Here is a 26,882-nt window from a genome sequence, read left to right on the forward strand (position 1 = left end):
TGCTGTTCTTCGCCGCTTTCACTCAAAGCGATGAGATAGCATCTTATGCCCGTGCACACGGTGTCACATTGCCCTCTCCGCCATTCAGACAATTCCCGACAGTCTTCCATATTTCCTCCATTTTTCTGCCGACTGACCTGACTAAACTAGTATCATTCCCCGAAGTGTTTCAGGATGAGAACGTATAACGATGAAAGGCAGTCATAAATCCCGCTGGGCAATCGCCGCTGGCATCATTGTGGTGGTCCTTGCCGCCGCCTGGTACTGGCACACTCAATCCGCCGAGCCTTCTACTCCGGCAGGCGCCAGCAGTCAGTCAAAACGCCCTGCGGGCGGGGGTCGTCACGGTATGCGCGGCGGCGCGCTGGCACCGGTTCAGGCGGCCACCGCGGTGAATAAAGCCGTGCCTCGCTATCTCACAGGCCTCGGGACCATTACCGCCGCCAACACCGTTACGGTACGCAGCCGCGTCGACGGTCAGCTCATGGCGATCCACTTCCAGGAAGGTCAGCAGGTGAAAGCTGGCGATTTACTGGCCGAGATCGACCCAAGCCAGTTCAAAGTCGCCCTTGCCCAGGCTCAGGGGCAGCTTGCCAAAGACAAAGCCACGCTCGCTAACGCCCGGCGCGATCTGGCGCGCTATCAGCAGCTGGTGAAAACCAATCTGGTCTCTCGTCAGGAGCTGGACACGCAGCAATCGCTGGTCAGCGAAACGCAGGGCACCATCAAAGCTGACGAAGCCGCGGTGGCCAGCGCACAGCTGCAGCTTGACTGGAGCCGCATCACCGCGCCAATTGACGGACGCGTTGGCCTCAAGCAGGTCGATATCGGCAACCAGATCTCAAGCGGTGATACCACGGGCATCGTGGTCATAACCCAGACCCACCCGATTGATTTAGTCTTCACCCTGCCGGAAAGCGAAATTGCGACGGTGGTGCAGGCGCAGAAAGCCGGAAAGGGGCTGGTGGTGGAAGCCTGGGACCGTACCAACAAGCAGAAATTGAGCGAAGGTTCTTTGCTTAGTCTGGATAACCAGATCGACACCCCCACCGGCACCATCAAGCTGAAAGCGCGCTTTAACAACCAGGACGACGCCCTCTTCCCGAATCAGTTTGTAAATGCACGCATGCTGGTGGCGACGGAAGAAAACGCGGTGGTGATCCCCACCGCCGCGCTGCAGATGGGCAACGAAGGTAACTTCGTCTGGGTGCTGAACAGCGACAATAAAGTCAGCAAGCACCTGGTGAAAACCGGGATTCAGGACAGCCAGACGGTTGTGATCAGCGCCGGACTCTCTGCGGGCGACCGCGTGGTGACGGACGGTATCGATCGTCTGACCGAAGGCGCCAAAGTCGAAGTGGTTGAACCCGCGAAACAGGGAGCGAACTCCTGATGCAGGTCATGCCACCAGGCGCAACAGGTGGGCCATCACGCCTGTTTATTCTGCGCCCTGTTGCCACCACGCTGCTGATGGTGGCGATCCTGCTCGCCGGGATTATTGGCTATCGCTTCCTGCCCGTCTCGGCGCTGCCGGAAGTGGATTACCCCACCATTCAGGTCGTTACCCTCTATCCTGGCGCCAGCCCGGATGTGGTGACCTCCGCCATTACCGCTCCGCTGGAACGCCAGTTTGGTCAGATGTCGGGCCTGAAACAGATGTCATCGCAAAGCTCCGGTGGGGCGTCGGTGGTAACGCTGCAGTTCCAGCTCTCGCTGTCGCTGGACGTGGCCGAGCAGGAGGTGCAGGCTGCGATCAACGCCGCCACCAACCTGCTGCCGTCAGACCTGCCTAACCCGCCGGTCTACAGCAAAGTAAACCCGGCGGATCCGCCGATCATGACCCTTGCTGTCACCTCTTCCGCCATGCCAATGACCCAGGTGGAAGACATGGTCGAAACCCGCGTGGCGCAGAAAATTTCCCAGGTCTCCGGCGTCGGGCTGGTAACGCTGGCGGGCGGACAACGCCCGGCGGTGCGCGTGAAGCTTAATGCGCAGGCCATCGCTGCGCTGGGGCTGACCAGCGAAACCATCCGCACCGCCATCAGCAACGCCAACGTCAACTCGGCGAAAGGCTCGCTGGACGGCCCCACCCGCGCCGTGACGCTCTCGGCCAACGATCAGATGCAGTCTGCCGATGAGTACCGTCAGCTGATTATTGCCTACCAGAACGGTGCGCCGGTACGTCTGGGTGACGTCGCCACCGTTGAACAAGGCGCGGAAAACAGCTGGCTGGGTGCGTGGGCCAACAAACAGCAGGCGATTGTGATGAACGTGCAGCGCCAGCCGGGCGCTAACATCATTGAAACCGCCGACAGCATTCGCACCATGCTCCCGCAGCTTATTGAAAGCCTGCCCAAATCGATCACTGTGAAGGTGCTTTCCGACCGCACCACCAACATTCGCGCGTCGGTTACCGATACCCAGTTTGAGCTAATGCTGGCGATTGCGCTGGTGGTGATGATCATCTATCTGTTCCTGCGCAACGTACCTGCAACCATCATTCCCGCCGTTGCCGTGCCGCTCTCGCTGGTGGGAACATTTGCCGTGATGGTGTTCCTCGATTTTTCGATCAACAACCTGACGCTGATGGCGCTCACCATCGCCACCGGCTTCGTGGTGGATGATGCTATCGTTGTGATCGAAAACATCTCGCGCTATATCGAGAAAGGCGAAAAACCGCTGGCCGCTGCGCTGAAAGGTGCGGGCGAGATCGGATTTACCATTATCTCGCTGACCTTCTCGCTGATTGCGGTGCTGATCCCGCTGCTGTTTATGGGCGATATCGTCGGGCGACTGTTCCGCGAGTTTGCCGTCACGCTGGCGGTCGCCATTCTGATCTCTGCCGTGGTGTCGCTGACCCTGACGCCAATGATGTGCGCCCGCATGCTGAGCCATGAATCCCTGCGCAAGCAAAACCGCTTCTCTCGTGCCTCTGAGCGGATGTTCGAACGGATCATTGCCGCTTACGGCCGGGTGCTGGCAAAAGTGCTTAACCACCCGTGGGCGACGCTCGGCGTGGCGCTCGGCACGCTGGCGCTCAGCGTCATGCTGTGGATCGTTATCCCTAAAGGCTTCTTCCCGATTCAGGACAACGGCATTATTCAGGGCACGCTTCAGGCGCCCCAGTCGGTCTCCTTCGCCAGTATGGCGCAGCGTCAGCAGCAGGTCTCTGACATCATCATGAAAGATCCGGCGGTGGAAAGCCTGACCGCGTATGTGGGCGTCGATGGCACCAACCCGTCGCTGAACAGTGCGCGTCTGCAAATCAACCTCAAGCCGCTGGATGACCGCGACGATCGGGTCAACGCCGTTATTGAGCGGCTGCAAACTGCCGTGGCGCGCGTGCCGGGGATTGAACTTTACCTGCAGCCAATTCAGGATTTGACCATCGATACCCAGGTCAGCCGCACGCAGTACCAGTTCACGCTTCAGGCCACCAGCCTTGATGCGCTGAGCACGTGGGTACCGCAACTGGTAAACAAACTCAAGGCGCTGCCGCAGCTTTCTGACGTCAGCAGCGACTGGCAGGACAAAGGGCTGGCGGCATATGTGAACGTCAATCGCGATACTGCCAGCCGGCTGGGCATCACCATGTCCGACGTGGACAACGCGCTTTATAACGCCTTTGGTCAGCGCCTCATCTCCACCATTTATACCCAGGCGAATCAGTATCGCGTGGTGCTGGAACACAACACCGATAACACGCCCGGCCTGGCCGCGCTGGACTCGGTGCGCCTGACCAGCAAAGACGGTGGTATTGTGCCGTTAAGCGCCATAGCCAGCGTGGAGGAGCGTTATACGCCGTTGTCGATTAACCATCTCGATCAGTTCCCGTCCACCACCATCTCGTTCAACGTACCGGACAACTATTCGCTGGGCGAAGCGGTCGAGGCCATTCTGGGCGCGGAGAAAGAACTCAACTTCCCGTCTGATATTCAGACCCAGTTCCAGGGCAGCACCCTGGCGTTCCAGGCTGCGCTGGGCAATACTATCTGGCTGATCGTGGCTGCCGTGGTGGCGATGTACATCGTCCTTGGGGTGCTGTACGAAAGCTTTATCCACCCAATCACCATCCTCTCTACCCTGCCGACTGCCGGGGTGGGTGCGCTACTGGCCCTGATGCTGGCGGGCAGCGAACTGGACGTCATCGCCATTATCGGCATCATTCTGCTTATCGGGATCGTGAAGAAAAACGCCATCATGATGATCGACTTCGCCCTTGCCGCCGAGCGCGAGCAGGGCATGTCGCCGCGAGACGCCATCTTCCAGGCCTGTCTGTTGCGTTTTCGTCCGATCCTGATGACCACGCTCGCCGCCCTGCTGGGCGCGCTGCCGCTGATGCTCAGCACCGGCGTCGGTGCAGAGCTGCGCCGTCCGCTGGGTATCGGTATGGTCGGTGGTCTGCTGGTGAGCCAGGTGCTGACGCTGTTTACCACGCCGGTGATTTACCTGCTGTTTGACCAACTGGCCCTGTGGACCAAAAGCCGCTTCCCGAAACGTGAAGAGGAGGCGTAAGTGAAGTTTTTCGCCCTCTTCATTTACCGCCCGGTGGCGACGATTTTAATCTCGCTCGCCATTACGCTGTGCGGCGTGCTGGGCTTCCGCCTGCTGCCGGTAGCCCCCCTGCCGCAGGTGGATTTTCCGGTGATCATGGTCAGCGCATCGCTGCCGGGCGCGTCGCCAGAAACCATGGCCTCGTCGGTTGCCACGCCACTGGAACGCTCGCTCGGGCGAATTGCGGGGGTCAACGAGATGACCTCCAGCAGCTCGCTCGGCAGCACGCGCATCATTCTGGAGTTCAGCTTCGACCGGGATATTAACGGTGCGGCGCGCGACGTGCAGGCGGCGATCAACGCCGCGCAAAGCCTGCTGCCGAGCGGAATGCCAAGCCGCCCGACCTACCGTAAAGCCAACCCGTCCGACGCGCCGATCATGATCCTGACGCTGACCTCGGACACCTATTCCCAGGGGCAGCTCTACGACTTTGCGTCGACCCAGCTGGCGCAGACGATCTCACAAATAAACGGCGTGGGTGACGTGAGCGTTGGCGGTAGCTCCCTGCCCGCCGTGCGCGTCGGCCTGAACCCGCAGGCGCTGTTTAACCAGGGCGTGTCGCTGGATGACGTGCGCTCCGCCATTAGCAGCGCCAACGTGCGCAGGCCGCAGGGGGCGATAGAGAGCAACAGCCACCGCTGGCAGATCCAGACCAACGACGAGCTCAAAACCGCCGCCGAATATCAGCCGCTCATCATCCACTACAATAACGGCGCGGCGGTACGTTTAAGCGACGTAGCCAGCGTCACCGACTCGGTGCAGGACGTGCGCAACGCCGGGATGACCAACGCCAAACCGGCCATCTTGCTGATGATCCGCAAGCTGCCGGAAGCCAATATTATTGAAACGGTAAACAGCATTCGCGCGCGTCTGCCGGAGTTACAGAAGACCATTCCGGCCGCTATTGATCTGCAGATTGCCCAGGATCGTTCGCCGACCATTCGCGCCTCGCTTGAAGAGGTGGAACAGACGCTGGTGATCTCCGTCGGGCTGGTGATCCTGGTGGTGTTCCTGTTTCTGCGCTCGGGCCGCGCAACGCTTATTCCCGCCGTTGCGGTACCGGTGTCGCTGATTGGTACCTTCGCCGCCATGTACCTGTGCGGCTTTAGCCTGAACAACCTGTCGCTGATGGCGCTGACCATCGCCACCGGCTTTGTGGTGGATGACGCCATCGTGGTGCTGGAGAATATTTCCCGCCATCTGGAAGCCGGGGTAAAACCGCTGCAGGCCGCCCTGCAGGGCACGCGCGAAGTGGGCTTTACGGTGCTCTCCATGAGCCTGTCGCTGGTGGCGGTATTCCTGCCGCTGCTGTTGATGGGCGGGCTGCCGGGGCGACTGCTGCGCGAATTTGCCGTCACCCTTTCGGTGGCTATCGGCATCTCGCTGATTATCTCGCTAACGCTCACGCCAATGATGTGCGGCTGGATGCTTAAGCGCAGCAAACCGCACTCGCAGCCGCGTCGTAAAGGGTTTGGCCGTTTCCTGTTGGCAATGCAGGAAGGGTACGGAAAATCACTGAAGTGGGTGCTCAACCACACGCGGCTGGTTGGTCTGGTGCTTGTCGGCACCATCGCGCTCAACGTCTGGCTGTATATCTCCATCCCGAAAACCTTCTTCCCGGAGCAGGACACCGGCGTGCTGATGGGCGGCATCCAGGCTGACCAGAGTATTTCCTTCCAGGCGATGCGCGGCAAGCTGCAGGATTTTATGAAGATCATTCGCGAAGACAAGGCGGTGGATAACGTTACCGGCTTTACCGGCGGGTCACGCGTTAACAGCGGGATGATGTTTATCACCCTTAAGCCGCGCGGCGAGCGCAATGAAACGGCGCAGCAGGTGATAGACCGGCTGCGAATGAAGCTCGCCAAAGAGCCAGGCGCCAACCTGTTTTTGATGGCCGTTCAGGATATCCGCGTGGGCGGACGTCAGGCGAACGCCAGCTACCAGTACACCCTGCTCTCTGACGATCTGGCCGCGCTGCGCGAGTGGGAGCCCAAAATCCGTAAAGCGCTGGCCGCCCTGCCGCAGCTGGCGGACGTGAACTCCGATCAGCAGGACAACGGGGCAGAGATGGCGTTGACCTACGATCGTGAAACCATGTCGCGGCTGGGCATTAACGTTGAAGCCGCCAACAGCCTGCTGAATAACGCCTTTGGCCAGCGCGAGATTTCCACCATCTATCAGCCAATGAACCAGTACAAGGTGGTGATGGAAGTGGACCCGCGCTATACCCAGGACATCAGCGCGCTGGATAAAATGTTTGTCATTAACAACGACGGTAAAGCGATCCCGCTCTCTTACTTCGCCAGCTGGCGGCCTGCTAACGCGCCGCTCTCTGTGAACCATCAGGGGCTGTCGGCAGCGTCCACAATCTCCTTTAACCTGCCCACCGGTTCGTCGCTTTCCGAGGCCAGCGAGGCCATCGACCGTGCCATGACCCAGCTCGGCGTGCCCTCGACCGTGCGCGGCAGTTTTGCCGGGACCGCGCAGGTCTTCCAGGAGACGATGAATTCGCAGGTGATTTTGATTCTGGCGGCCATTGCCACGGTCTATATCGTGCTTGGCGTGCTGTATGAGAGCTATGTTCATCCGCTGACCATTCTCTCGACGCTGCCGTCGGCAGGCGTGGGGGCGTTGCTGGCGCTGGAGCTGTTTGGCGCGCCCTTTAGCCTCATCGCCTTAATCGGGATCATGCTGTTAATTGGTATTGTGAAGAAAAACGCCATCATGATGGTGGACTTTGCGCTGGAGGCTCAGCGTAACGGCAACCTGACGCCAGAAGAGGCAATTTTCCAGGCCTGCCTGCTGCGTTTTCGTCCGATCATGATGACCACGCTGGCGGCGCTGTTTGGCGCGCTGCCGCTGGTGATCTCCGGTGGCGATGGTTCAGAGCTGCGCCAGCCGCTGGGGATCACTATTGTCGGTGGGCTGGTGATGAGTCAGCTCCTGACGCTCTACACCACGCCGGTGGTCTATCTGTTCTTTGACCGCCTGCGGCTGCGTTTTTCACGTAAAGACAGAACCACGGTGACCGGGTAAATGACTGATCTTCCCAGTAACGTTCGCTGGCAATTATGGATAGTGGCCTTCGGCTTTTTTATGCAGTCGCTGGATACTACCATCGTCAACACCGCCCTCCCCTCAATGGCAAAAAGCCTGGGGGAGAGCCCGCTGCACATGCATATGGTGATTGTCTCCTACGTGCTGACCGTTGCCGTGATGCTCCCTGCCAGCGGCTGGCTGGCGGACAAAGTGGGGGTGCGCAATATCTTCTTCACCGCTATCGTGCTGTTTACCGCGGGGTCGCTGTGTTGCGCGATGGCGAATACGCTGGATCAACTGATAATGGCACGCGTTCTGCAGGGCGTTGGCGGAGCCATGATGGTGCCGGTCGGGCGGCTGACGGTGATGAAGATCGTCCCGCGCGAGCAGTATATGGCGGCAATGACTTTTGTGACCTTACCAGGCCAGGTGGGTCCGCTGCTTGGTCCGGCGCTGGGCGGGATACTCGTGGAATATGCCTCCTGGCACTGGATTTTCCTCATCAACCTGCCGGTGGGCATTATTGGCGCTATCGCCACCCTGGCGCTGATGCCCAACTACACCCTGCAGACGCGGCGCTTTGATGTAGTCGGTTTTCTGTTGCTCGCCACCGGTATGGCGACGCTGACCCTCGCTCTCGACGGGCAAAAAGGGCTGGGAATCTCCTCCCTGACGCTCGCCATTCTGATCGTTATCGGGATGAGCGCCATTCTGTGGTATCTGTGGCATGCCAGAGGAAACGACCGGGCGCTGTTCAGCCTGACGCTGTTTAAAAACCCTACCTACCGGCTTGGCCTGTTCGGAAGTTTTGCAGGGCGCGTGGGCAGCGGCATGCTGCCGTTTATGACACCCGTGTTCCTGCAAATCGGTATGGGCTTTTCACCGTTTCACGCGGGGCTGATGATGATCCCGATGGTGCTGGGCAGCATGGGAATGAAGCGCATTGTGGTGCAGGTGGTTAACCGCTTTGGCTATCGCCACGTGCTGGTCACCGCCACGCTGGGGCTGGCACTGGTCAGCCTGCTGTTTATGGCTGTAGCGCTGATGGGCTGGTACTACGCCCTGCCGCTGGTGCTGTTCTGCCAGGGCATTATTAACTCCATGCGCTTCTCGTCGATGAACACCCTGACGCTGAAGGATCTGCCGGACGAACTGGCAAGCAGCGGCAACAGTTTGCTGTCGATGATCATGCAGCTCTCCATGAGCGTGGGGGTCACCATTGCCGGTTTACTGCTCGGCATGTACGGTCAGCACCATCTCAGTGTCGACACGCCGGTGGCGCATCAGGTCTTTTTATACACGTATCTCAGCATGGCGGTTATCATCGCCCTGCCCGCTTTCATCTTCGCCCGCGTGCCGGATGATACCCGTAAGAACGTCGTTATCCGGCGCAGTAAAAGGAGTGGATCATGAAATTCTGGCGTCCGGGCATTACCGGTAAGCTCTTTCTGGCAATTTTTGCCACCTGTATTGTCCTGCTGATCACCATGCACTGGGCCGTACGGCTCAGCTTTGAGCGCGGTTTTATCGATTACATTAAGCATGGTAATGAGCAGCGCCTGCAGGGTTTGAGCGATGCACTGAGTGAGCAGTATGCCCAGCACGGGAACTGGCGTTTTTTACGCAACAATGACCGTTTTATCTTCCAGATCCTGCGCTCGCTGGAGCACGATAGCGGCGATGACCGCCCCGGCCCGGGCATGCCGCCCCACGGCTGGCGCACCCAGTTCTGGGTGATCGACCAGGATATGCGCACGCTGGTTGGCCCTCGTGCGCCCATCCCCCCGGACGGCACCCGGCGGGCGATCAAAGTGAATAACGCCACCGTCGGGTGGGTTATCGCCTCGCCAGTGGAGCGCCTGACGCGTAACACCGATATCAACTTCGATCGTCAGCAGCGCCGGGCCAGTTGGCTGATCGTCATCCTCTCCACGCTGCTGGCCGCGCTTGCCACCTTCCCGCTGGCGCGGGGCCTGCTCGCCCCGGTGAAAAGGCTGGTGGAAGGCACGCATAAACTGGCCGCCGGGGATTTCTCCACCCGCGTAGACACGCGCAGCCAGGATGAGCTGGGCAAGCTGGCGCAGGATTTTAACCAGCTCGCCAGTACGCTGGAGAAAAACCAGCAGATGCGTCGCGATTTTATGGCCGATATTTCGCACGAGCTGCGCACCCCGCTGGCAGTGCTGCGCGGCGAACTGGAGGCCATTCAGGACGGCGTGCGCAAGTTCACGCCCGAATCCGTGGCCTCGCTGCAGGCGGAAGTGGGTACGCTGACCAAACTGGTAGACGATCTGCACCAGCTCTCCATGTCAGACGAAGGGGCGCTGGCCTACCAGAAAGCACCGGTGGATGTGATCAACATTCTGGAGGTTATCAGCGGGGCTTTCCGCGAGCGTTTTGCCAGCCGCAACCTGACCATTGACCTCTCCCTGCCGGATAGCGCGGTGGTGTTTGGCGATAAAGATCGTCTGATGCAGCTCTTCAACAACCTGCTGGAAAACAGCCTGCGCTACACCGACAGCGGTGGCGGACTGCACATCTCCGGCAGACAGGAAAACGGCCGCTTCGCCCTCACCTTTGCCGACTCCGCTCCCGGCGTGCAGGATGCGCAGCTGGAAAAACTGTTTGAACGTTTTTATCGCACCGAAGGCTCCCGCAACCGTGCCAGCGGCGGCTCCGGGCTGGGACTGGCGATTTGCGTTAATATCGTCGAGGCGCACAATGGCACCCTGCGTGCCGCCCATTCGCCTTTTGGCGGGGTTAGCATTACAGTAGAGTTACCGCTGGAACGGGATTTATCGAGAGAAGCATGACCGAATTACCGATTGACGAAAACACGCCACGCATTTTGATTGTGGAAGACGAGCCTAAGCTTGGGCAGTTACTGATCGACTATTTACGTGCGGCCAGCTACGCCCCGTCGCTTATCAGCCATGGCGATGAGGTGTTACCGTACGTGCGCCAGACGCCGCCGGATCTGATCCTGCTGGATCTGATGCTCCCCGGCACCGATGGCCTTACCCTGTGCCGGGAAATTCGTCGCTTCTCCGACGTGCCGATCGTCATGGTGACGGCAAAAATCGAAGAGATCGACCGCCTGCTGGGACTCGAAATTGGCGCGGACGATTACATCTGCAAACCCTACAGCCCGCGTGAAGTGGTCGCCCGCGTGAAAACCATTCTCCGCCGCTGTAAACCGCAGCGCGAGCTTCAGGTGCTGGACGCCGAAAGCCCGCTGATTGTCGATGAGAGCCGCTTCCAGGCCAGCTGGCGCAGCAAGCTTCTCGACCTCACGCCTGCTGAGTTCCGCCTGCTGAAAACCCTTTCCCACGAGCCGGGGAAAGTGTTCTCTCGCGAGCAGCTGCTCAACCACCTGTATGACGATTACCGCGTAGTGACAGACCGCACCATCGACAGCCACATCAAAAACCTGCGCCGTAAGCTGGAGGCGCTCGACGCCGAACAGTCATTTATTCGCGCGGTGTATGGCGTGGGATACCGCTGGGAAGCGGATGCGTGCAGGATTGCATAGCTAAACGCCCCCTCACCCTAACCCTCTCCACAAAGGGGTGAGGGGCAAAGCTTTACCTCCCTGCCCCGCGGCGCTACAATGCCCGCCCTTAAAGTGGGGGATCTCCCCTTACCGCTGCACCTGGTGCACGCGGATCTGACCTGTCATCAGAACGAGAATAAACATGTTTAAACCGGAACTCCTTTCCCCGGCGGGAACGCTGCAAAATATGCGTTACGCTTTCGCCTATGGTGCCGACGCCGTCTACGCGGGCCAGCCGCGCTACTCACTGCGCGTGCGCAACAACGAATTCAACCACGAGAACCTGCAGCTCGGCATCAACGAAGCGCATGCCCTGGGCAAAAAATTCTACGTGGTGGTCAACATCGCGCCGCACAACGCCAAGCTGAAGACGTTCATCCGTGACCTGAAGCCGGTGGTGGATATGGGGCCGGACGCGCTGATCATGTCGGATCCGGGTTTAATCATGCTGGTTCGGGAGAACTTCCCGGAGATGGATATTCACCTCTCCGTGCAGGCTAACGCCGTGAACTGGGCGACGGTCAAATTCTGGAAACAGATGGGGCTGACCCGCGTCATTCTGTCGCGTGAACTTTCCCTCGACGAGATTGAAGAGATCCGCACCCAGGTGCCGGATATGGAAATCGAAATTTTCGTTCACGGTGCGCTATGCATGGCCTACTCCGGGCGTTGCCTGCTCTCCGGTTACATCAACAAGCGCGACCCGAACCAGGGGACCTGCACCAACGCCTGCCGCTGGGAATATAATGTCCAGGAAGGCAAAGAGGACGATATCGGTAATATCGTCCACAAGCATGAGCCAATCCCGGTTACGAACGTTGAGCCTACGCTGGGCATCGGCGCGCCAACCGACAGCGTGTTTATGATTGAAGAGGCCAAACGTCCGGGCGAATACATGACCGCCTTTGAAGACGAGCATGGCACGTACATCATGAACTCAAAAGATCTGCGCGCCGTCGCCCACGTTGAACGTCTGACCCAGATGGGCGTGCACTCCCTGAAAATTGAAGGCCGCACCAAATCCTATTACTACTGCGCGCGTACCGCACAGGTGTACCGCAAAGCGATTGACGACGCGGCAGCCGGTAAACCGTTCGACACCAGCCTGCTGGAAACTCTGGAAGGTCTGGCGCACCGCGGCTATACCGAAGGTTTCCTGCGTCGTCATACCCATGACGATTATCAGAACTACGAGCACGGCTACTCCGTGTCCGAGCGTCAGCAGTTTGTCGGCGATTTTACCGGCGAGCGCAAAGGTGCGCTGGCCGCCGTGGCGGTGAAAAACAAGTTCACCAAAGGCGACAGCCTGGAGCTGATGACCCCGCAGGGCAACATGAACTTCACGCTGGAACACCTGGAGAACGGCAAAGGCGAAGCGATTGAGGTTGCGCCGGGCAATGGTCATACCGTCTGGCTGCCTGTACCGGAAGAGGTGGAGCTGGAGTTTGCCCTGCTGATGCGCAATTTCAACGGTGAAAGCACCCGAAATCCGCATAGTAAATAGTCAACCAGGGAAATTTTTTCGCGCCGGGAAAATTCTTAGAATCGGATCACATACCGCTTCGTTCAATACGGGTATTATCCCCAGCGCTGAAAAACATAACCCATAAATGCTAGCTGTACCAGGAACCACCTCCTTAGCCCGCGTAATCTCCCTTACGTGGGCTTATTTTTTTCTATACCAAGTCTCGCCTGCGTGCCTGCTGGGTCGTAGACAAAAAACTCCCATGGCCTCTGGAGTGGTTTGATACTCTGGATATGAAATCCATGTACGTTGATTAATGATTTTCAATTGAACTTATCAAAAGGACCCTGAGTGATGAATAACTATATTTTCGAAGCATTTGGTGAGTACAAAATTTATATAGCGTTCTTTTTGGCGATATTATTTTTTATGAAATCACCAAGCATCAGTTTCTTTACTGGACTCATTCTAAAATTATTCCGCATTAAATACTCTGATAAAGAATATGTCGAGTACGACGAGATGCTTTATAATCAGCAATTATTCAGGTTAAAGAATGGCGTGAGAGTTGCCTCTGCTGATGATGCAAAATTAATTTCTAAGGCTCTAAGCGAAGGAATAATTGAACGTTCAACATTGCGTTTTACAGGGTGGTTTGGCGCAGTGGGAGTCAAGAGAACGATGCGTCTGGAGTCTGTTAGCACGACTTTTTTCGGTGTTCTGTTCATTTTTACCGCTTGTAGCATCCTCTACGATGCGCCTTACATGAAAGCAGGTTATGTCACATACAATGTCAGCGATACAGAAAAATTATATATTTCTAAACACCGGGTATATGATAAAAATAATAATAACTCCTGGAACAAACTTCAATGTCTTAAAATCATCCAAGATGAAAAATCCATTCAGCATCTTAAAGATGCATGTATTTATATCACAACTGATGACCTTGACCTACGAACAGAATTGCAGGATGCAATTGAATCTGAATCAACTGGAAAAAAAGTTCTCGCTGCGCTCGTAGTCGCACTGACAGCAATAGGTGGCTTGATAATAGTAGGTATCACTAACTTCGTTAAATTAAATAAAATCGTATGTGATTTAAAAGGTATTAAATAGCGAGTATGTGATGAGTTAGAAAGGCAGTGTACTCACTGGATTCGTCCTGTTCTTACCCGCTTTTTTCCACACTGCTATACACTCTTACTAACGCTAAAAAAGGGAGCAGCGAGGATGGCAACCTATCCAGACAGTTTATTGATTCTCAATGGTAAAAGTGCAGGCAACGATCTGCTGCGTCAGGCAATCACTGATTTGCGGGAAGACGGGGCGCGGATCCATGTACGGGTCACGTGGGAAAAAGGCGACGCGGCACGGTATATCCATGAAGGCCTGACGTTGGGTGTCGAAACCATTATCTCCGGCGGCGGCGACGGCACCATCAATGAGATCGCCTCTGCGCTTATCGACCTGCCCAGCGAAGACCGTCCGGTGATGGGCATTTTACCGCTCGGTACCGCCAATGATTTTGCCACCAGCGCTGGCATTCCGGAGGAGTTGAGTAAAGCCCTGCAACTGGCGATCCTTGGCAAAGCTACCGCCGTGGACATTGCGCAGGTGAATGACAAAACCTGCTTTATCAACATGGCGACGGGCGGGTTCGGCACGCGGATCACCAGCGAAACGCCGGAAAAACTCAAAGCGGCGCTGGGCGGTGTCTCTTATCTGATCCACGGTCTGATGCGCATGGACACCCTCAAGCCGGACCGCTGTGAAATTCGCGGCGAGGATTTCCAGTGGCAGGGAGACGCGCTGGTGATTGGCATTGGCAACGGTCGTCAGGCAGGCGGCGGGCAGCAGCTTTGCCCGGAGGCGCTGATTAATGACGGTCAGCTTCAGCTGCGTATTTTCACCGGCGACGGCCTGCTGCCCGCGCTATTTACCACGCTGACGCAGCCCGAAGAGAGCCCAAACATTATTGCCGGAAAATCCGCGTGGTTCGAAGTAAATGCCCCGCACGGGATGACATTTAATCTGGATGGGGAACCGTTGAGCGGGGAGCATTTCCGCATAGAGGTATTGCCCGGCGCGCTGCAGTGCCGGTTGCCGCCGGATTGTGTGCTTCTGCGCTAATCCCCTCACCCCAGCCCTCTCCCACAGGGAGAGGGAGAGTGAGGCGTCAGGCGATCGTCACTTTGCTGTCCAGATAGACATCCTGAACTGCATTGATCAGCTTCACGCCGTCAGCCATCGATTTCTTAAACGCTTTACGGCCAAGTATCAGCCCCATACCGCCTGCGCGTTTGTTGATAACCGCCGTGCGCACCGCGTCAGACAGGTCAGTATCTCCACCCGCCGCACCGCCGGAGTTAATCAGCCCGGCGCGTCCCATGTAGCAGTTCGCCAGCTGGTAGCGCACCAGGTCGATCGGGTTATCGCTGGTCAGCTTGCTGTAGACACGGTCATCGGTATAACCGAAGTTCACCGCCTTATAGCCGCCGTTATTCTCGGCCATTTTCTGCTTCACGATGTCAGCGCCAATGGTTGCGGCCAGGTGGTTCGCCTGACCGGTCAGGTCAGCTGAAACGTGGTAATCCACTCCGTCTTTTTTAAACGCGGAGTTACGCAGATACGCCCACAGCACGGTCACCATCCCGAGCTCATGGGCGCGTTCAAAGGCGGCGGAAATCTCTTCAATCTGACGACGGGACTGCTCAGAGCCGAAGTAGATCGTTGCCCCAACCGCTACTGCGCCCATATTGAACGCCTGCTCCACGCTGGCGTAGAGGGTCTGGTCATATTCGGTTGGGTAACTGAGAGTCTCGTTGTGGTTCAGTTTGACGAGGAAAGGAATGCGGTGGGCATAACGCCGTGAAACAGACGCTAGCACGCCATAGGTAGAGGCCACACAGTTACAGCCCGCTTCAATCGCCAGCTCAACAATGTTCTTCGGATCAAAGTAGAGCGGATTGGCTGCAAAGGAGGCGCCTGCCGAGTGTTCAACGCCCTGGTCAACCGGCAGAATCGAGAGATACCCGGTACCGCCCAGCCGCCCGGTATTATAGAGCGTCTGCATATTTCGCAGCACGGCCGGTGGACGGTTGTTATCCACCATCACGCGGTCAACGTAGTCGTGGCCGGGCAGATAAAGCTGGTCGGCTGGAATGGTCATACAACGATGCTGTAAAAGGCTGTCGGCGTCTTTGCCAAGCAACTGCGCAATATCAGTCATAGCGATGCTCCCGTAATTCCGACGTCATGTCGGTGAGTGTTTATCCAGACCCACATTTTTATGGGCAGACTAAGCCTGGTACCGACTTAACAGATTTTCCAGCATTTGCATTTTTTTTCAGCACAATCTGCTGGCTCGATTCGTGTAGAACAAAACTGTTACATTGATCAAACAATCACCACAAAGGTATTTTAAAGGTATTATTGAATGGTATGTTAAAGGCGTACTCTCACTGACATGCAGGATTAAACAATGAAAACGAAAGTCCAACTGTCATTCATGATGTTTGTTGAATGGTTTATCTGGGGAGCGTGGTTTGTGCCGCTGTGGCTATGGCTGAGCAAAAGTGGCTTTACCGCCGGGGAGATTGGCTGGTCCTACGCCTGTACGGCCATTGCGGCGATCCTGTCGCCTATTCTCGTCGGCTCGCTGACCGACCGCTTCTTTGCCGCCCAGAAAGTGCTGGCGGTGCTGATGTTTGCCGGTGCCGTTCTGATGTACTTCGCCGCACAGCAAACCCAGTTCAGCACCTTCTTCCCGCTGCTGCTGGCCTACTCTCTTACCTATATGCCCACCATTGCGCTGACCAACAGTATTGCCTTCGCCAACGTCGATGACGTGGAAGCCGATTTCCCGCGTATTCGCGTGATGGGCACTATCGGCTGGATCGCCTCCGGTCTGGCATGCGGGTTCCTGCCGCAGATGCTGGGCTATAGCGATATCTCTGATACCAACATTCCGCTGCTGATGACCGCAGCCAGCTCCGCCCTGCTGGGCGTGTTTGCCCTGTTCCTGCCGAATACGCCGCCGAAAAGTACCGGCAAGCTGGATTTCAAAGTGATGCTCGGTCTGGACGCGCTGATCCTGCTGCGCGACAAAAACTTCCTGGTATTCTTCTTCTGCTCTTTCCTGTTCGCGATGCCGCTGGCCTTCTATTACATCTTCGCCAACGGCTATCTCACCGAAGTGGGGATGAAAAACGCCACCGGCTGGATGACGCTCGGCCAGTTCTCTGAAATCTTCTTTATGCTGGCACTGCCGTTCTTCACAAAACGCTTTGGTATTAAGAAGGTCTTACTGCTGGGCCTGCTCACGGCCGCCATCCGCTACGGTTTCTTTGTTTACGGTGGCGCGGAACAATACTTCACCTATGCGTTGCTGTTCCTCGGCATTCTGCTGCACGGGGTGAGCTACGACTTCTACTATGTAACCGCGTATATCTACGTGGATAAAAAAGCGCCGGCGCATATGCGTACGGCTGCGCAAGGCCTGATTACGCTGTGCTGTCAGGGATTTGGTAGCCTGCTGGGTTACCGCCTGGGCGGCGTGATGATGGAAAAAATGTTCGCTTACAAAGAGCCGGTGAATGGGCTGACCTTCAACTGGGCCGGAATGTGGACATTCGGTGCGATCATGATTGCCGTGATCGCCGTGCTGTTTATGCTGTTTTTCCGCGAATCGGACAAAGAGATCACCGCAATTGAGGTGGTTGATGGCGATGCTGCGCTGACACAAGGGGAAGTTAAATGAAACAAGAACGTATTCTCGGTGCTCTTTACGGGCAGGCGTTAGGGGATGCGATGGGTATGCCCTCCGAGCTATGGCCAAGAAAGCGCGTCAAAGCGCACTTCGGCTGGATCGACCGCTTCTTACCCGGCCCGGCAGAGAATAACGCGGCCTGCTATTTTAAGCGCGCGGAGTTTACCGATGATACTTCGATGGCGCTGTGCCTGGCCGATGCGATTATCGAATGCGACGGGGAGATTGACGCGGATATCATCGGCAAACACATCCTGAACTGGGCGCTGGATTTCGATGCCTTTAATAAAAACGTGCTGGGTCCCACCTCAAAAATCGCGCTTAACGCCATCCGCGACGGCAAACCCGTCAGCGAACTGGACAACAACGGTGTGACCAACGGGGCGGCGATGCGGGCTTCCCCGCTGGGCTGCCTGCTACCGGCGACGCGGCTGGAACATTTTGTCGGGCAGGTCGCGCTGGCCTCCAGCCCGACGCATAAATCGGACCTCGCCATCGCCGGGGCCGTGGTGATTGCCTGGGCGGTTTCGCGCGCCATCGACGGTGAGCGCTGGCAGAACATCGTCGATGCCCTGCCCGGTATTGCCCGCTACGCACAGGAGGCGAATACCACCACCTTCAGCGCCTCGCTGGCGGCCCGTATTGAACTGGCGCTTAAGACCGTGCGGGAAGCCCACGGTATCGACTCCGCCAGCGAGCAGGTTTACCAGCTTATTGGTGCGGGCACCAGCACCATCGAGTCCGTTCCGGCGGCGATTGCGATGGTGGAGCTGGCCGGTACGGACCCTAACCGCTGCGCGATTTTGTGCGCCAACCTCGGCGGAGATACAGACACCATCGGGGCGATGGCAACGGCCATCTGCGGGGCACTGCACGGCGTGCAGGCAATTGACCCGGCGCTGAAGGATGAACTCGATACCGAAAACCAGCTCGATTTTGACTACTATTGCGAAAAACTGCTGCACTACCGGGAGCAAAGGGAGGGCGTATGAGTACGTTAGCCCAGCGTCTTGAAACATTACAGGCCACACGCCCGGTCACGGTGCTGGGCGCGGCGGTCATCGACGTGATCGCCGACGCGTACGCCCTGCCCTGGCGCGGATGCGATATCGAGCTGAAACAACAAGGGGTGAATATCGGCGGCTGTGCGCTGAATATTGCCATCGCCCTCAAGCGGCTCGGCATTGCGGCGCAAAACGCCCTGCCCGTCGGCCACGGCGTATGGGCGGAGATCATCCGTAACGCCATGGCAAGACAGGAGCTGCACAGCGCCGTGGAGGCCGAAGCGGGCGATAACGGCTGGTGTCTGGCGCTGGTAGAGCCTGACGGCGAACGCACCTTTATGTCGTTTAGCGGCGTGGAGAACCAGTGGCAGCCGCACTGGCTGGATGGGCTGAACGTCCCACCGGGTAGCCTGGTGTATCTGTCCGGCTATCAGCTGGCATCGCCATCCCGCGAACTGCTCACACGCTGGCTGGAGTCGCTGGAAAACATCACCGCGTTTATCGATTTTGGCCCCCGCATTGCTGATATTCCCGACGCGCTGATGGCGCGGATCATGGCCCTGAAACCTATCGTGTCGCTCAATCGTCAGGAGGCGCAGATTGCCGCAGAGCGCGCTGGCATGGACGTTGATACTTTAGGCGTGCAGTGGCAGCACCGTTATGGCGCCGCGCTGATTATTCGTCACGACAAAGATGGCGCAGCCTGGTATGAAGGCGACGCATCGGGTTATGTTCCTGCGTTTCCCGCCACCGTCGTCGATACCATTGGCGCAGGCGACAGCCATGCGGGCGGTACGCTTGCCGGTCTGGCGGCAGGATGGCGTCTGGCGGATGCCGTGACGCTGGGGAATGCCGTGGCGGCCTGGGTGGTCAGCCACCGCGGCGGGGATTGCGCCCCGACGCGCGAGGCATTACTCCTCGCACACAAAGACGTATAGGTCGCTGCGACAGTAGCTGATGCTGTACTCAATCGGCCGGTGCTGCTGGTCAAGCGCAACCTGCTTGATCACCAGTACCGGTATTTTGTCATCCATACTGATATGCGCCTGAAACTCGCTGTCCGGCATCCGGGCGCTGACCCGGGAGCGGGTGCGTTGCGGAAAGATATTCTGGCTACGGAAGTAGTCGTACAGCGAGATGCCAATTGCGTCCGGGTCATGAATTAACTCAACCGGAACCCAGGACTCCTCAATCGACACCGCGTCATCGTCAACGTAACGAATGCGCTTAAGCAAGAATACGTCGCTGTCCGGGGGTACCGACAGCTGGCTGGCCACCTCTTCCGGACACTTCACCACCCGTTTATTCACCCATAGCGTGTTAGGTTTTTTACCGCGCAGCACTACCTGCTGGGAAAACCCGCGCGCTTCCTTGAGCGAATATTCAAAGATGTTGTTGATCTGTGTCCCGTAACCCCGGGCGCGCGTTACCACGCCCTCTTCTTCCAGCGCCTGCATCGCTTTGCGCACGGTAATGCGCGACACCCCGGTTAACTGGCTCAGATCGCGCTCGCCGGGCAGAATATTCCCGTGCTCCAGCACTCCGCTGCGTACCGCGTTTTTTACCGTTTCGGCAAATTTCAGATACAGCGGCATGTTGTCGGGCGCGGCGATCCGTTCATTCAGTTGAGCGATTAACCGGGTATGCGCTTGTTCCATCTCTGTTTTCTCAGGCGTGGTGTTTCCTGCCAGTATACTGGCTTACCACCATGCATGAAAATGATGAACCGGCCCAATACCGTGACCCACTTCCAGAGTATCGGCTTTTGCCAGCGCGGCCGAGAGCCACGTTTTGGCCTCGCGTACCGTATCGTCCCAGCTGTTGTGCCGTGGACGCAGCGCCGCCAGCGCGGCAGAGAGCGTGCACCCCGTACCGTGGGTATTTTTGGTATGCACGCGCGGGGCCGTGAAACGCAGTTCACCGTCGCGGGTAAAGAGCCAGTCCGGGCTTTCATCGTCATCGAGATGGCCGCCTTTCATTAGCACCGCGCCGCACCCCATCGCCAGCAGGGCGTTCCCCTGCTCTTTCATCTCACGTTCGTTCTGCGCGTGTGGCGCGTCTAACAGTGCGGCCGCTTCCGGCAGATTTGGCGTAATCAGCGCCACCTGCGGCAGCAGTTTCTTGCGCAATGTCTCAACAGCAGAGGCAGAGAGCAGCGGGTCACCGCTTTTAGCCAGCATCACCGTATCCAGCACCACATTTTGCACCTGATAACGTTGCAGCCGCTCAGCCACCGCTTCGACGATATCCGTTTCTGCCAGCATCCCAATTTTGGTGGTGTCGATGCGCACATCGCTGAATACCGAGTCCAGCTGTGCACCGACAAAATCAGGCTCGATACGGTAGACCGACTGCACGCCACGGGTGTTTTGCGCCACCAGGGCGGTGATCACCGAGCAGCCGTAAGCGCCAAGAGCGGAGAACGTTTTCAGGTCGGCCTGGATACCGGCACCGCCGCTTGGATCGGTACCGGCAATCGTCAGAGCATTAATTCGTTTCATGCCTGTGCCTCCAGGTTATGCAGCGCATCAAGGAACGCGCTGGCAAAGCTGCCCGGCCCGTGAGACTGCGCAACGGCGAGCGTTCCGGCACGCTTCATCCATCCGCAGGCAGCGGCAACATTATCCAGCCGCTCCCCCGGCAGGGAACAACTCGCCGCCACCACCGCCGAGAGCGCACACCCGGTGCCCACCACGCGGGTCATTAACGGATCGCCGCCCGCAACCGTTCGGGTGCGCTGGCCGTCGGTGACGTAATCCACCTCCCCCGTCACTGCCACAATGGCATTGGTCTGGCGAGCCAGCGCCTGCGCGGCGGGCAGCGCGGCAGCGGCGGTGTCGGTGGTATCGACACCGCGCCCCCCTGCGCTCATCCCCGCAAGGGCGAGAATTTCCGACGCATTGCCGCGAATGGCTGCTGGTTTCAGGGCAAGGATTTGATGACAAAAGCGGGTACGGAACGCCAGAGCGCCCACCGCAACCGGGTCGAGCGTCCAGGGCTTGCCTGCCGCCACCGCGCTTTCAATAGCCCGACGCATCGACTGGGCGCGGGGGGTGGTGAGGGTACCGACGTTAATCAGCAGCGCATCGGCCATCCCGGCAAACTGCTCGGCCTCTTCGGCTTCAATCACCATTGCCGGAGAAGCGCCAAGCGCCAGCAGAACGTTGGCCGTAAAGGTTTGCACGACATCATTGGTCATACAGTGCGTGAGCGGGGAACGGGTTCGGAAGTGATGTAAAACGTGTAAATCGAGCAGGTCAGGCTGCATAGGTTCGCTCCTGCCTTGCGTGAAGAAGCGATGACCAGAGGAGGCATCTGACTTCCCTACGCTGGCATTATCCAGATCAGGTAATACGGGTATTTCTCAGCCTTCACAAAGAAGGGCACCCCGAGTCAAAATACTTTTAAAACAAATAGTTAGATACAAACATTTGCTTGAATTTAGTGTAACCGTAGCGAAGGCCACGGTGCAAGGGGTTTCTACAAGTCCAGTCGCATGCAGCATGTGGCCGCAGCTTATCGTAGGGAGATCATTCCTGTATTTTTTAGCTATACGTTTCGCGATAATTAAATCATTGTTACCTAAACACGATAAATTCGTTGTTTTTAAACCGTTACAACATGATATTTTTTCATGTGGAAAATATTTTGCAGAGGCAATCATAAAAGTTTCATTCAAAACAAATAACGAAATCAATAGAAAGAAAAACCAAAAGACGCTTTAAATAAATTAATTAAACAGGCGTAAAAATTTAATTTTTTGACGAAAACAGATAAGCAAGATTAATGTATTCTTAGTTTTACCCAAGAACGCCCGTCAATCCCCATAAAAATTAACTCCTTGTTTTATAATGAGTAGATCAATCCGCTCTCAAACTCCCCTTTTTAGCCATGTGTGCCAGTATTGATGAAGATCAATAAATAAAACGTGAATATCCGGGATAGTTGCTGCGCGTTACAAAAAAAGTGATTTAGAAAAAATCACCGTAACCTCCTTTTTTAAATTAAATATAACAAGACGTTATATCCTCCCGCCAGGATAGCGAAATAATTTTATTGATGAGAGTTTGGAAATGAAATGTATTAAAACCGCCGTATCTGTTTTTATTTTAACTTCTGTTCCTGGCACAGCAGTTCTTGCCTCTACCTCGCCGGTTACATCCAGTTGGGGGGACGCATATATTTCCGCAAAGAATGAGCAATTTACTGCCACACCTGTTATTACCCTGCCGACGCAACAAACACCGGTTGCACCACAGCCAGTATTATTAGCCCCTCACCTGGACGGGCAGCATATTGAGCCTGGTCAGGCGCCCACGCCTGTTCTGCCGCCGCAGAAAACTCCCGTGAAACAAATTGCGGTTGACCCAATACAAACCTCTGTTGATGGTTCTGCAACGGCGTTGAAAACCGCGCAGGCAACACATTTAGACGGTCAACACAACCAGGTCATTAATGGTCGTGATGGCCGTCCGGGCAAAGACGGCGTGACGACGATTATCACCCGTAATGTCACTGATACAGCCGCTGTTAAACAGATCAATACGCTGACTACGCAAACAGCCGGGCAAGCACAGGAGCTCAACGCGGCCCGACAAATGCTTATTCAGCAGCAAAAAAGTTCTAACGCACAGTTTAAAAGCCTTAAAGACGACGTGGACGATAATAAAAAAGAGTCCCGTAGTGGAATCGCCGGTGCCGTTGCTATCGCTTCAATGCCGCAAGTCGAGCGGGATCAAACGTTTATGGTGAGTGCGGGTGCCGGGACTTTTCATGACGAAAGCGCCGTTGCGGTAGGCGCGTCCTTCCATGCGGGTGAACATGCCATTGTGAAAGCGGGTGTCACCACCACAACGAATAACGATTATGCTGTAGGGGCGGGTATAGGGCTTGGCTGGTAATTAAAAACAACCACATAGAGTAAAACCATTAATCGCAAGTTGCGTTTAAATTCCTGAAATAATTTAGATATCTGCTCTTGCAATGACATGCTTTGTTTATATCAAAGCAAGAGCGCAATTAAATGATCTACTGGGGTGTAAAATTAAAATCATTTACTGGTCATTAGCGGTGATAGTTATTTTCATAACAATTATTATCATCACAGCATATATTAAAATCGAGATGTTAGCGCAATGAAAAAAACGATATTTACTGTAGTCATACTCGGCATAGCGTATTTTCTCGGCGGATGTTCAACAAAGGCGTCAAGGATGCAGGAGTGTCTTAATGAAGGCATTTCTAAAGACACCTGTTATCTCGCAGAATCACAACGCCAGGCAGCGATCAGCAACGCGTCGATGAATGCGGCTTTTGCGAATGCGGCTTATGCGGTGCAACATGCACAAATGACGCATAAGCACAGAAAAGAGCTTGCTCATTCAGGATGTACGCAGGTTGAGGAAGCTAACGGCGAATGCACTGCAAATTCAGATAAAAGTCAATCGCGTGATTTAAAACAGCTCTCCCGCGAGGCCGAAGCGGTAATGAACGGTACCATCGATGACGGTGCGGCATTCCTGCTGGGGCAAGGATGGAAACCAAACAACGGTAAATGGCATAAACAGGGATATACCTTAACGCTGGTGGTTGAAAAGGGAATTGTTGTGAACAGCCAGCTGTCAAAATGATGATCTAAACCGGCAACAATAAAGGGGTGGCTGCCCCTTTATTGCAAACTCACCATGCGAATGAACGGGAAGTCGTCACTCCAGCTGCCAGGCTCCGGCTTCGAATAATAACGCTGAGCCACCCCAGGCGAATAAATTTATTTCCCTTCGCCCTGCCTCAGGATAAATTCGGCTGCTTAAACACGCGTCGCCTTCATTGACAAAAACTTCCACGGAAGAACTGTCGAAGAACAGACGCAGATTAAGCGTATTATCCAGGTTCAGCGCGACGCTTCGTGTCCCGCACAAGCCATACTGCGGATAGTTTCGCTCAAGAACCAGACGCTGCATTTGAGCATCCACGTAGACGCGCAGCCCCTCTCCCAGACTCATGCCGTACTGCTCGGCACTGCTATTGGCACAATCCCACTGCAGAATAACCTCCATCGCGTCGCAGCGTTCCATCAGAGTCATTTGCTGATTGTTAAGCGTGCTAACCGGCCAGGGGAACCACGCTCCCCGCAGGCCTTCGACCTCTCTGGCTGGCCGCATTTGCAGACGGTGATCCGCGCCAAGCGTCAGTTCGCGAGGTAAAGAGAGCATGCCAGCCCAGCCGTCCTCCTGTTCCGGCAGCGGGGATTCCCACATGTCCAGCCAGCCGATAACGATGCGACGACCATCAGGCGTGAGGAAACTTTGTGGCGCATAGAAATCATGCCCGCGATCCATCTCCACAAACTCACCTTCCCGCACAAAAGGTTGCCCGGGCTGCCACTCGCCCAACAGATAGCCGCTCTGGAAAAGATTACGGTTTTTGAATCCTTCAGCGGCCATCCCCTGAGGCGAAAACATCAGCACGCGTTTGCCATTGAGCATGAAAAAGTCCGGGCATTCCCACATGTAGCCCATCTCTTTTTCAGCCACCGCCAGCACGCCCATATTCTGCCACTCGCGCAGATCGGCAGAACGATATACACGCACCTGGCCCGTCTCACCGTCCCGCGCACCGACAACCATGTACCAGCTCTCCCCTTCACGCCACACTTTCGGGTCGCGGAAGTGATGCAGGCCTGGCGGGGTATCAACGATCATTCCCTGCCGGACAAAATGAATGCCGTCACGGCTGGTCGCCAGACATTGCACCTGGTAGAGATTCGCCTCGTCATCAGGATCGCCGTGGAATTTATGTCCGGTGTAAATCAGCGCCAGCGTATCGCCATCCACCACCGCCGATCCGGAAAAACAGCCATCCTTGTCTTCAGGCCCTTCTGGCGCCAGCGCAACGGGGAGATGTTCCCAGTGAACTAAATCCTTGCTACGCGCATGGCCCCAGTGCATAGGCCCCCACTGGGTCGAGTACGGATGATGCTGGTAAAAAGCGTGATACCAACCGTCAAACCAGACCAGGCCATTTGGGTCGTTCATCCAGCCAGCGCGCGCAGCGAGGTGGTAACGTGGATACCAGCGCAGATTGAGCTCTTCGCGTCTGGACTGAAGTTCCTGCTCTGCTTTAGTAATTGAATACGTCATTTCTCTACTCTTTCGATCAGATGGTGGAAGGTTGCGGCATGAGCGGGTCAGAAGAGGATTTACCCGAGCGCAACAGGAAGATGGAGATAAACGTGGTGCTGAAAACTAACAGCCCCATAATGAGATAGGATTGGGCGAAGCCGTATTTCTCATAGCTGTAACCCGCCAGCGGCGACAGGACCGAGGCGATCACCGAGCTGGTACAGGCAAAGCCCACCAGATAGAGGGTGGAAGAGAGCCGTTTATCGAAATGTAAGCTGTTGTATTTAAAGATTGAGACCAGCAAAACGGGCAGTTCGACCGCGTGCAATAGCTTGGTAATGGAGATCAGTACCGGCCCCTCAACCAGCCCCGAAGCCACCATACGCATCGCCATCACCATTCCCGCAAAAATCAGGCCATTCTTTGCGCCAAGGCGGTTCACCAGCCATGGGGCGCAGAACATGCCCGCCGCCTCAAGGAAAACCTGGAAGGAGTTGAGATAGCCATACATGGCGTTTCCTTCCTGTAACGTCGGGAACTGGGAGGAGAAATAGACCGGGAACTGCTGGTCGTAAACGCCATAAATACAGGTGCCGATAACAAAAAATACCAGCGCCCAAAACCGCGGCAGCGTCAGCAGACGCAATGCATCTTCCAGCGTGACTTTACCGCCTGATACCGCTTCCTGCATGGCGTGCGGGGCGGAAGAGACCCTGAGACGCGCCAGCAAAACAAAAAACAGCAGCCCTGCAGAGCTCGCGACAGCGAAGTTCAGCTTCGGATTAATGTTAAACAGAAGTCCCGCGAAAAAGGTTGCCACCGCCCAGCCAAGCGATCCCCACATCCTCGCCTTGCCGAACTCAAACTGGCTCTGGCGGGCGACACGCTCGGTATAGGACTCCAGTACCCCTATCCCACCGTTAAACGTCAGGCCGATATAAATCCCGCCGAAAATACTGCCGAGTAAGACGTTAATCTGCAGCAGATAACCAAACAGCAAAAAGGCCGGACCAGAAAGAATGAGCAGGCTGGTCAGAAACCAGAGCAGGTTCTTGCGCAGACCAAGTTTGTCCTGAATGAATCCATAGCAGATTTGAGCGAAAAGCGCGGAGACAGAAAGCACGGCATAGATATTGCCGGTGTCGCCCGCTTTTAAGCCCACCTCCTGGTGGAGCCAGATGGAAAGCAAAGAGCCGGAAGAAGACCAGGTGACAAAAAAGAAAAACAGTAATGCGCTCAATAAGGGATAGCTGTGAGAGTGATGCGTTTTCATCATGACATTCTCATGTTGGAGTAATGACAAAATGGTAACGTTAACATTGAGCGTTACTCATGCGGTTTGGAGCAGATTCATGATGTTAATCACGAAAGT

Annotated in this window: 20 protein-coding genes and 1 riboswitch; of the genes, 14 read left to right on the forward strand and 6 right to left on the reverse strand. The window is 56.2% G+C overall.

Annotated features, from left to right (window positions below; genetic code table 11):
- Positions 1-190 precede the first annotated feature (190 nt).
- From VF709_RS03320 to yegS, 9 genes are all read left to right on the forward strand, one after another.
- Positions 191-1,393 (forward strand): MdtA/MuxA family multidrug efflux RND transporter periplasmic adaptor subunit, encoded by a 1,203-nt coding sequence (locus VF709_RS03320; RefSeq protein WP_440230885.1) that lies wholly within the window; start codon positions 191-193, stop codon positions 1,391-1,393.
- Complete coding sequence (locus tag VF709_RS03325; protein ID WP_038420152.1) at positions 1,393-4,515, forward strand: MdtB/MuxB family multidrug efflux RND transporter permease subunit; 3,123 nt, start codon at positions 1,393-1,395, stop codon at positions 4,513-4,515. Before VF709_RS03320 ends, VF709_RS03325 begins: the two co-directional genes overlap by 1 nt.
- The gene (mdtC, locus tag VF709_RS03330; RefSeq protein ID WP_038420154.1) at positions 4,516-7,593 is read left to right on the forward strand and encodes a multidrug efflux RND transporter permease subunit MdtC; all 3,078 of its coding nucleotides are present in this window, start codon (positions 4,516-4,518) and stop codon (positions 7,591-7,593) included.
- Positions 7,594-9,009 (forward strand): MFS transporter, encoded by a 1,416-nt coding sequence (locus VF709_RS03335; protein ID WP_038420156.1) that lies wholly within the window; start codon positions 7,594-7,596, stop codon positions 9,007-9,009.
- Complete coding sequence (baeS, locus tag VF709_RS03340; protein ID WP_020690175.1) at positions 9,006-10,409, forward strand: two-component system sensor histidine kinase BaeS; 1,404 nt, start codon at positions 9,006-9,008, stop codon at positions 10,407-10,409. Before VF709_RS03335 ends, baeS begins: the two co-directional genes overlap by 4 nt.
- The gene (gene baeR, locus VF709_RS03345; RefSeq protein WP_149896215.1) at positions 10,406-11,128 is read left to right on the forward strand and encodes a two-component system response regulator BaeR; all 723 of its coding nucleotides are present in this window, start codon (positions 10,406-10,408) and stop codon (positions 11,126-11,128) included. Before baeS ends, baeR begins: the two co-directional genes overlap by 4 nt.
- 163 nt (positions 11,129-11,291) lie before the next feature.
- Positions 11,292-12,653, forward strand: coding sequence for a prephenate-dependent tRNA uridine(34) hydroxylase TrhP (gene trhP, locus VF709_RS03350; protein ID WP_040022494.1), 1,362 nt, complete (start codon positions 11,292-11,294; stop codon positions 12,651-12,653).
- 315 nt (positions 12,654-12,968) lie between these two features.
- Positions 12,969-13,733, forward strand: a complete 765-nt coding sequence (locus VF709_RS03355; RefSeq protein WP_029881787.1) for a hypothetical protein — start codon at positions 12,969-12,971, stop codon at positions 13,731-13,733.
- Positions 13,734-13,847: 114 nt separating this feature from the next.
- Entirely contained in the window at positions 13,848-14,747 is a 900-nt protein-coding gene (yegS, locus tag VF709_RS03360) for a lipid kinase YegS (RefSeq protein ID WP_149896214.1), read from the forward strand.
- Positions 14,748-14,793: 46 nt separating this feature from the next.
- On the opposite strand, the gene fbaB is transcribed toward yegS, so the two are convergent.
- Positions 14,794-15,846, reverse strand: a complete 1,053-nt coding sequence (gene fbaB / locus VF709_RS03365; RefSeq protein ID WP_008500869.1) for a class I fructose-bisphosphate aldolase — start codon at positions 15,844-15,846, stop codon at positions 14,794-14,796.
- Positions 15,847-16,098: 252 nt separating this feature from the next.
- Here fbaB and VF709_RS03370 point away from each other — a divergent pair, with 252 nt between their 5' ends.
- Genes VF709_RS03370 through VF709_RS03380 form a run of 3 tightly spaced genes read left to right on the forward strand, consistent with a single transcriptional unit; the run spans position 16,099 to position 19,327 of the window.
- On the forward strand, positions 16,099-17,376 hold the full coding sequence (locus tag VF709_RS03370; protein ID WP_038979525.1) for a nucleoside permease: 1,278 nt from the start codon (positions 16,099-16,101) through the stop codon (positions 17,374-17,376).
- On the forward strand, positions 17,373-18,377 hold the full coding sequence (locus VF709_RS03375; RefSeq protein ID WP_149896213.1) for an ADP-ribosylglycohydrolase family protein: 1,005 nt from the start codon (positions 17,373-17,375) through the stop codon (positions 18,375-18,377). Before VF709_RS03370 ends, VF709_RS03375 begins: the two co-directional genes overlap by 4 nt.
- Entirely contained in the window at positions 18,374-19,327 is a 954-nt protein-coding gene (locus VF709_RS03380) for a PfkB family carbohydrate kinase (RefSeq protein ID WP_440230891.1), read from the forward strand. The genes VF709_RS03375 and VF709_RS03380 overlap by 4 nt, the downstream gene beginning before the upstream one ends.
- Here VF709_RS03380 and VF709_RS03385 read toward each other — a convergent pair.
- The 3 genes from VF709_RS03385 to thiM are packed head-to-tail and all read right to left on the reverse strand — an operon-like array spanning position 19,301 to position 21,657.
- Positions 19,301-20,047: a GntR family transcriptional regulator gene (locus VF709_RS03385; protein WP_149896212.1), complete on the reverse strand. Its 747-nt coding sequence runs from the start codon at positions 20,045-20,047 to the stop codon at positions 19,301-19,303. The genes VF709_RS03380 and VF709_RS03385 overlap by 27 nt on opposite strands.
- A gap of 42 nt (positions 20,048-20,089) precedes the next feature.
- On the reverse strand, positions 20,090-20,890 hold the full coding sequence (gene thiD, locus VF709_RS03390; RefSeq protein ID WP_038420163.1) for a bifunctional hydroxymethylpyrimidine kinase/phosphomethylpyrimidine kinase: 801 nt from the start codon (positions 20,888-20,890) through the stop codon (positions 20,090-20,092).
- Complete coding sequence (gene thiM, locus VF709_RS03395; protein WP_062728877.1) at positions 20,887-21,657, reverse strand: hydroxyethylthiazole kinase; 771 nt, start codon at positions 21,655-21,657, stop codon at positions 20,887-20,889. The genes thiD and thiM overlap by 4 nt, the downstream gene beginning before the upstream one ends.
- Before the next feature lie 36 nt (positions 21,658-21,693).
- Positions 21,694-21,790, reverse strand: a riboswitch (TPP riboswitch).
- A 672-nt stretch (positions 21,791-22,462) separates the two neighbouring features.
- Here thiM and VF709_RS03400 point away from each other — a divergent pair.
- The gene (locus tag VF709_RS03400; protein ID WP_080292706.1) at positions 22,463-23,290 is read left to right on the forward strand and encodes a YadA C-terminal domain-containing protein; all 828 of its coding nucleotides are present in this window, start codon (positions 22,463-22,465) and stop codon (positions 23,288-23,290) included.
- 234 nt (positions 23,291-23,524) lie between these two features.
- Positions 23,525-24,019: a hypothetical protein gene (locus VF709_RS03405; RefSeq protein ID WP_126850834.1), complete on the forward strand. Its 495-nt coding sequence runs from the start codon at positions 23,525-23,527 to the stop codon at positions 24,017-24,019.
- 75 nt (positions 24,020-24,094) lie between these two features.
- On the opposite strand, the gene VF709_RS03410 is transcribed toward VF709_RS03405, so the two are convergent.
- Positions 24,095-25,528, reverse strand: a complete 1,434-nt coding sequence (locus VF709_RS03410) for a glycoside hydrolase family 32 protein (RefSeq protein WP_038420167.1) — start codon at positions 25,526-25,528, stop codon at positions 24,095-24,097.
- Positions 25,529-25,544: 16 nt separating this feature from the next.
- Complete coding sequence (locus tag VF709_RS03415; RefSeq protein ID WP_038420168.1) at positions 25,545-26,786, reverse strand: MFS transporter; 1,242 nt, start codon at positions 26,784-26,786, stop codon at positions 25,545-25,547.
- Positions 26,787-26,882 lie beyond the last annotated feature (96 nt).

It is taken from the genome of Enterobacter sp. Lyrl_3 (assembly GCF_051948675.1).
GTDB classification, from domain to species: Bacteria; Pseudomonadota; Gammaproteobacteria; order Enterobacterales; family Enterobacteriaceae; genus Enterobacter; species Enterobacter cloacae.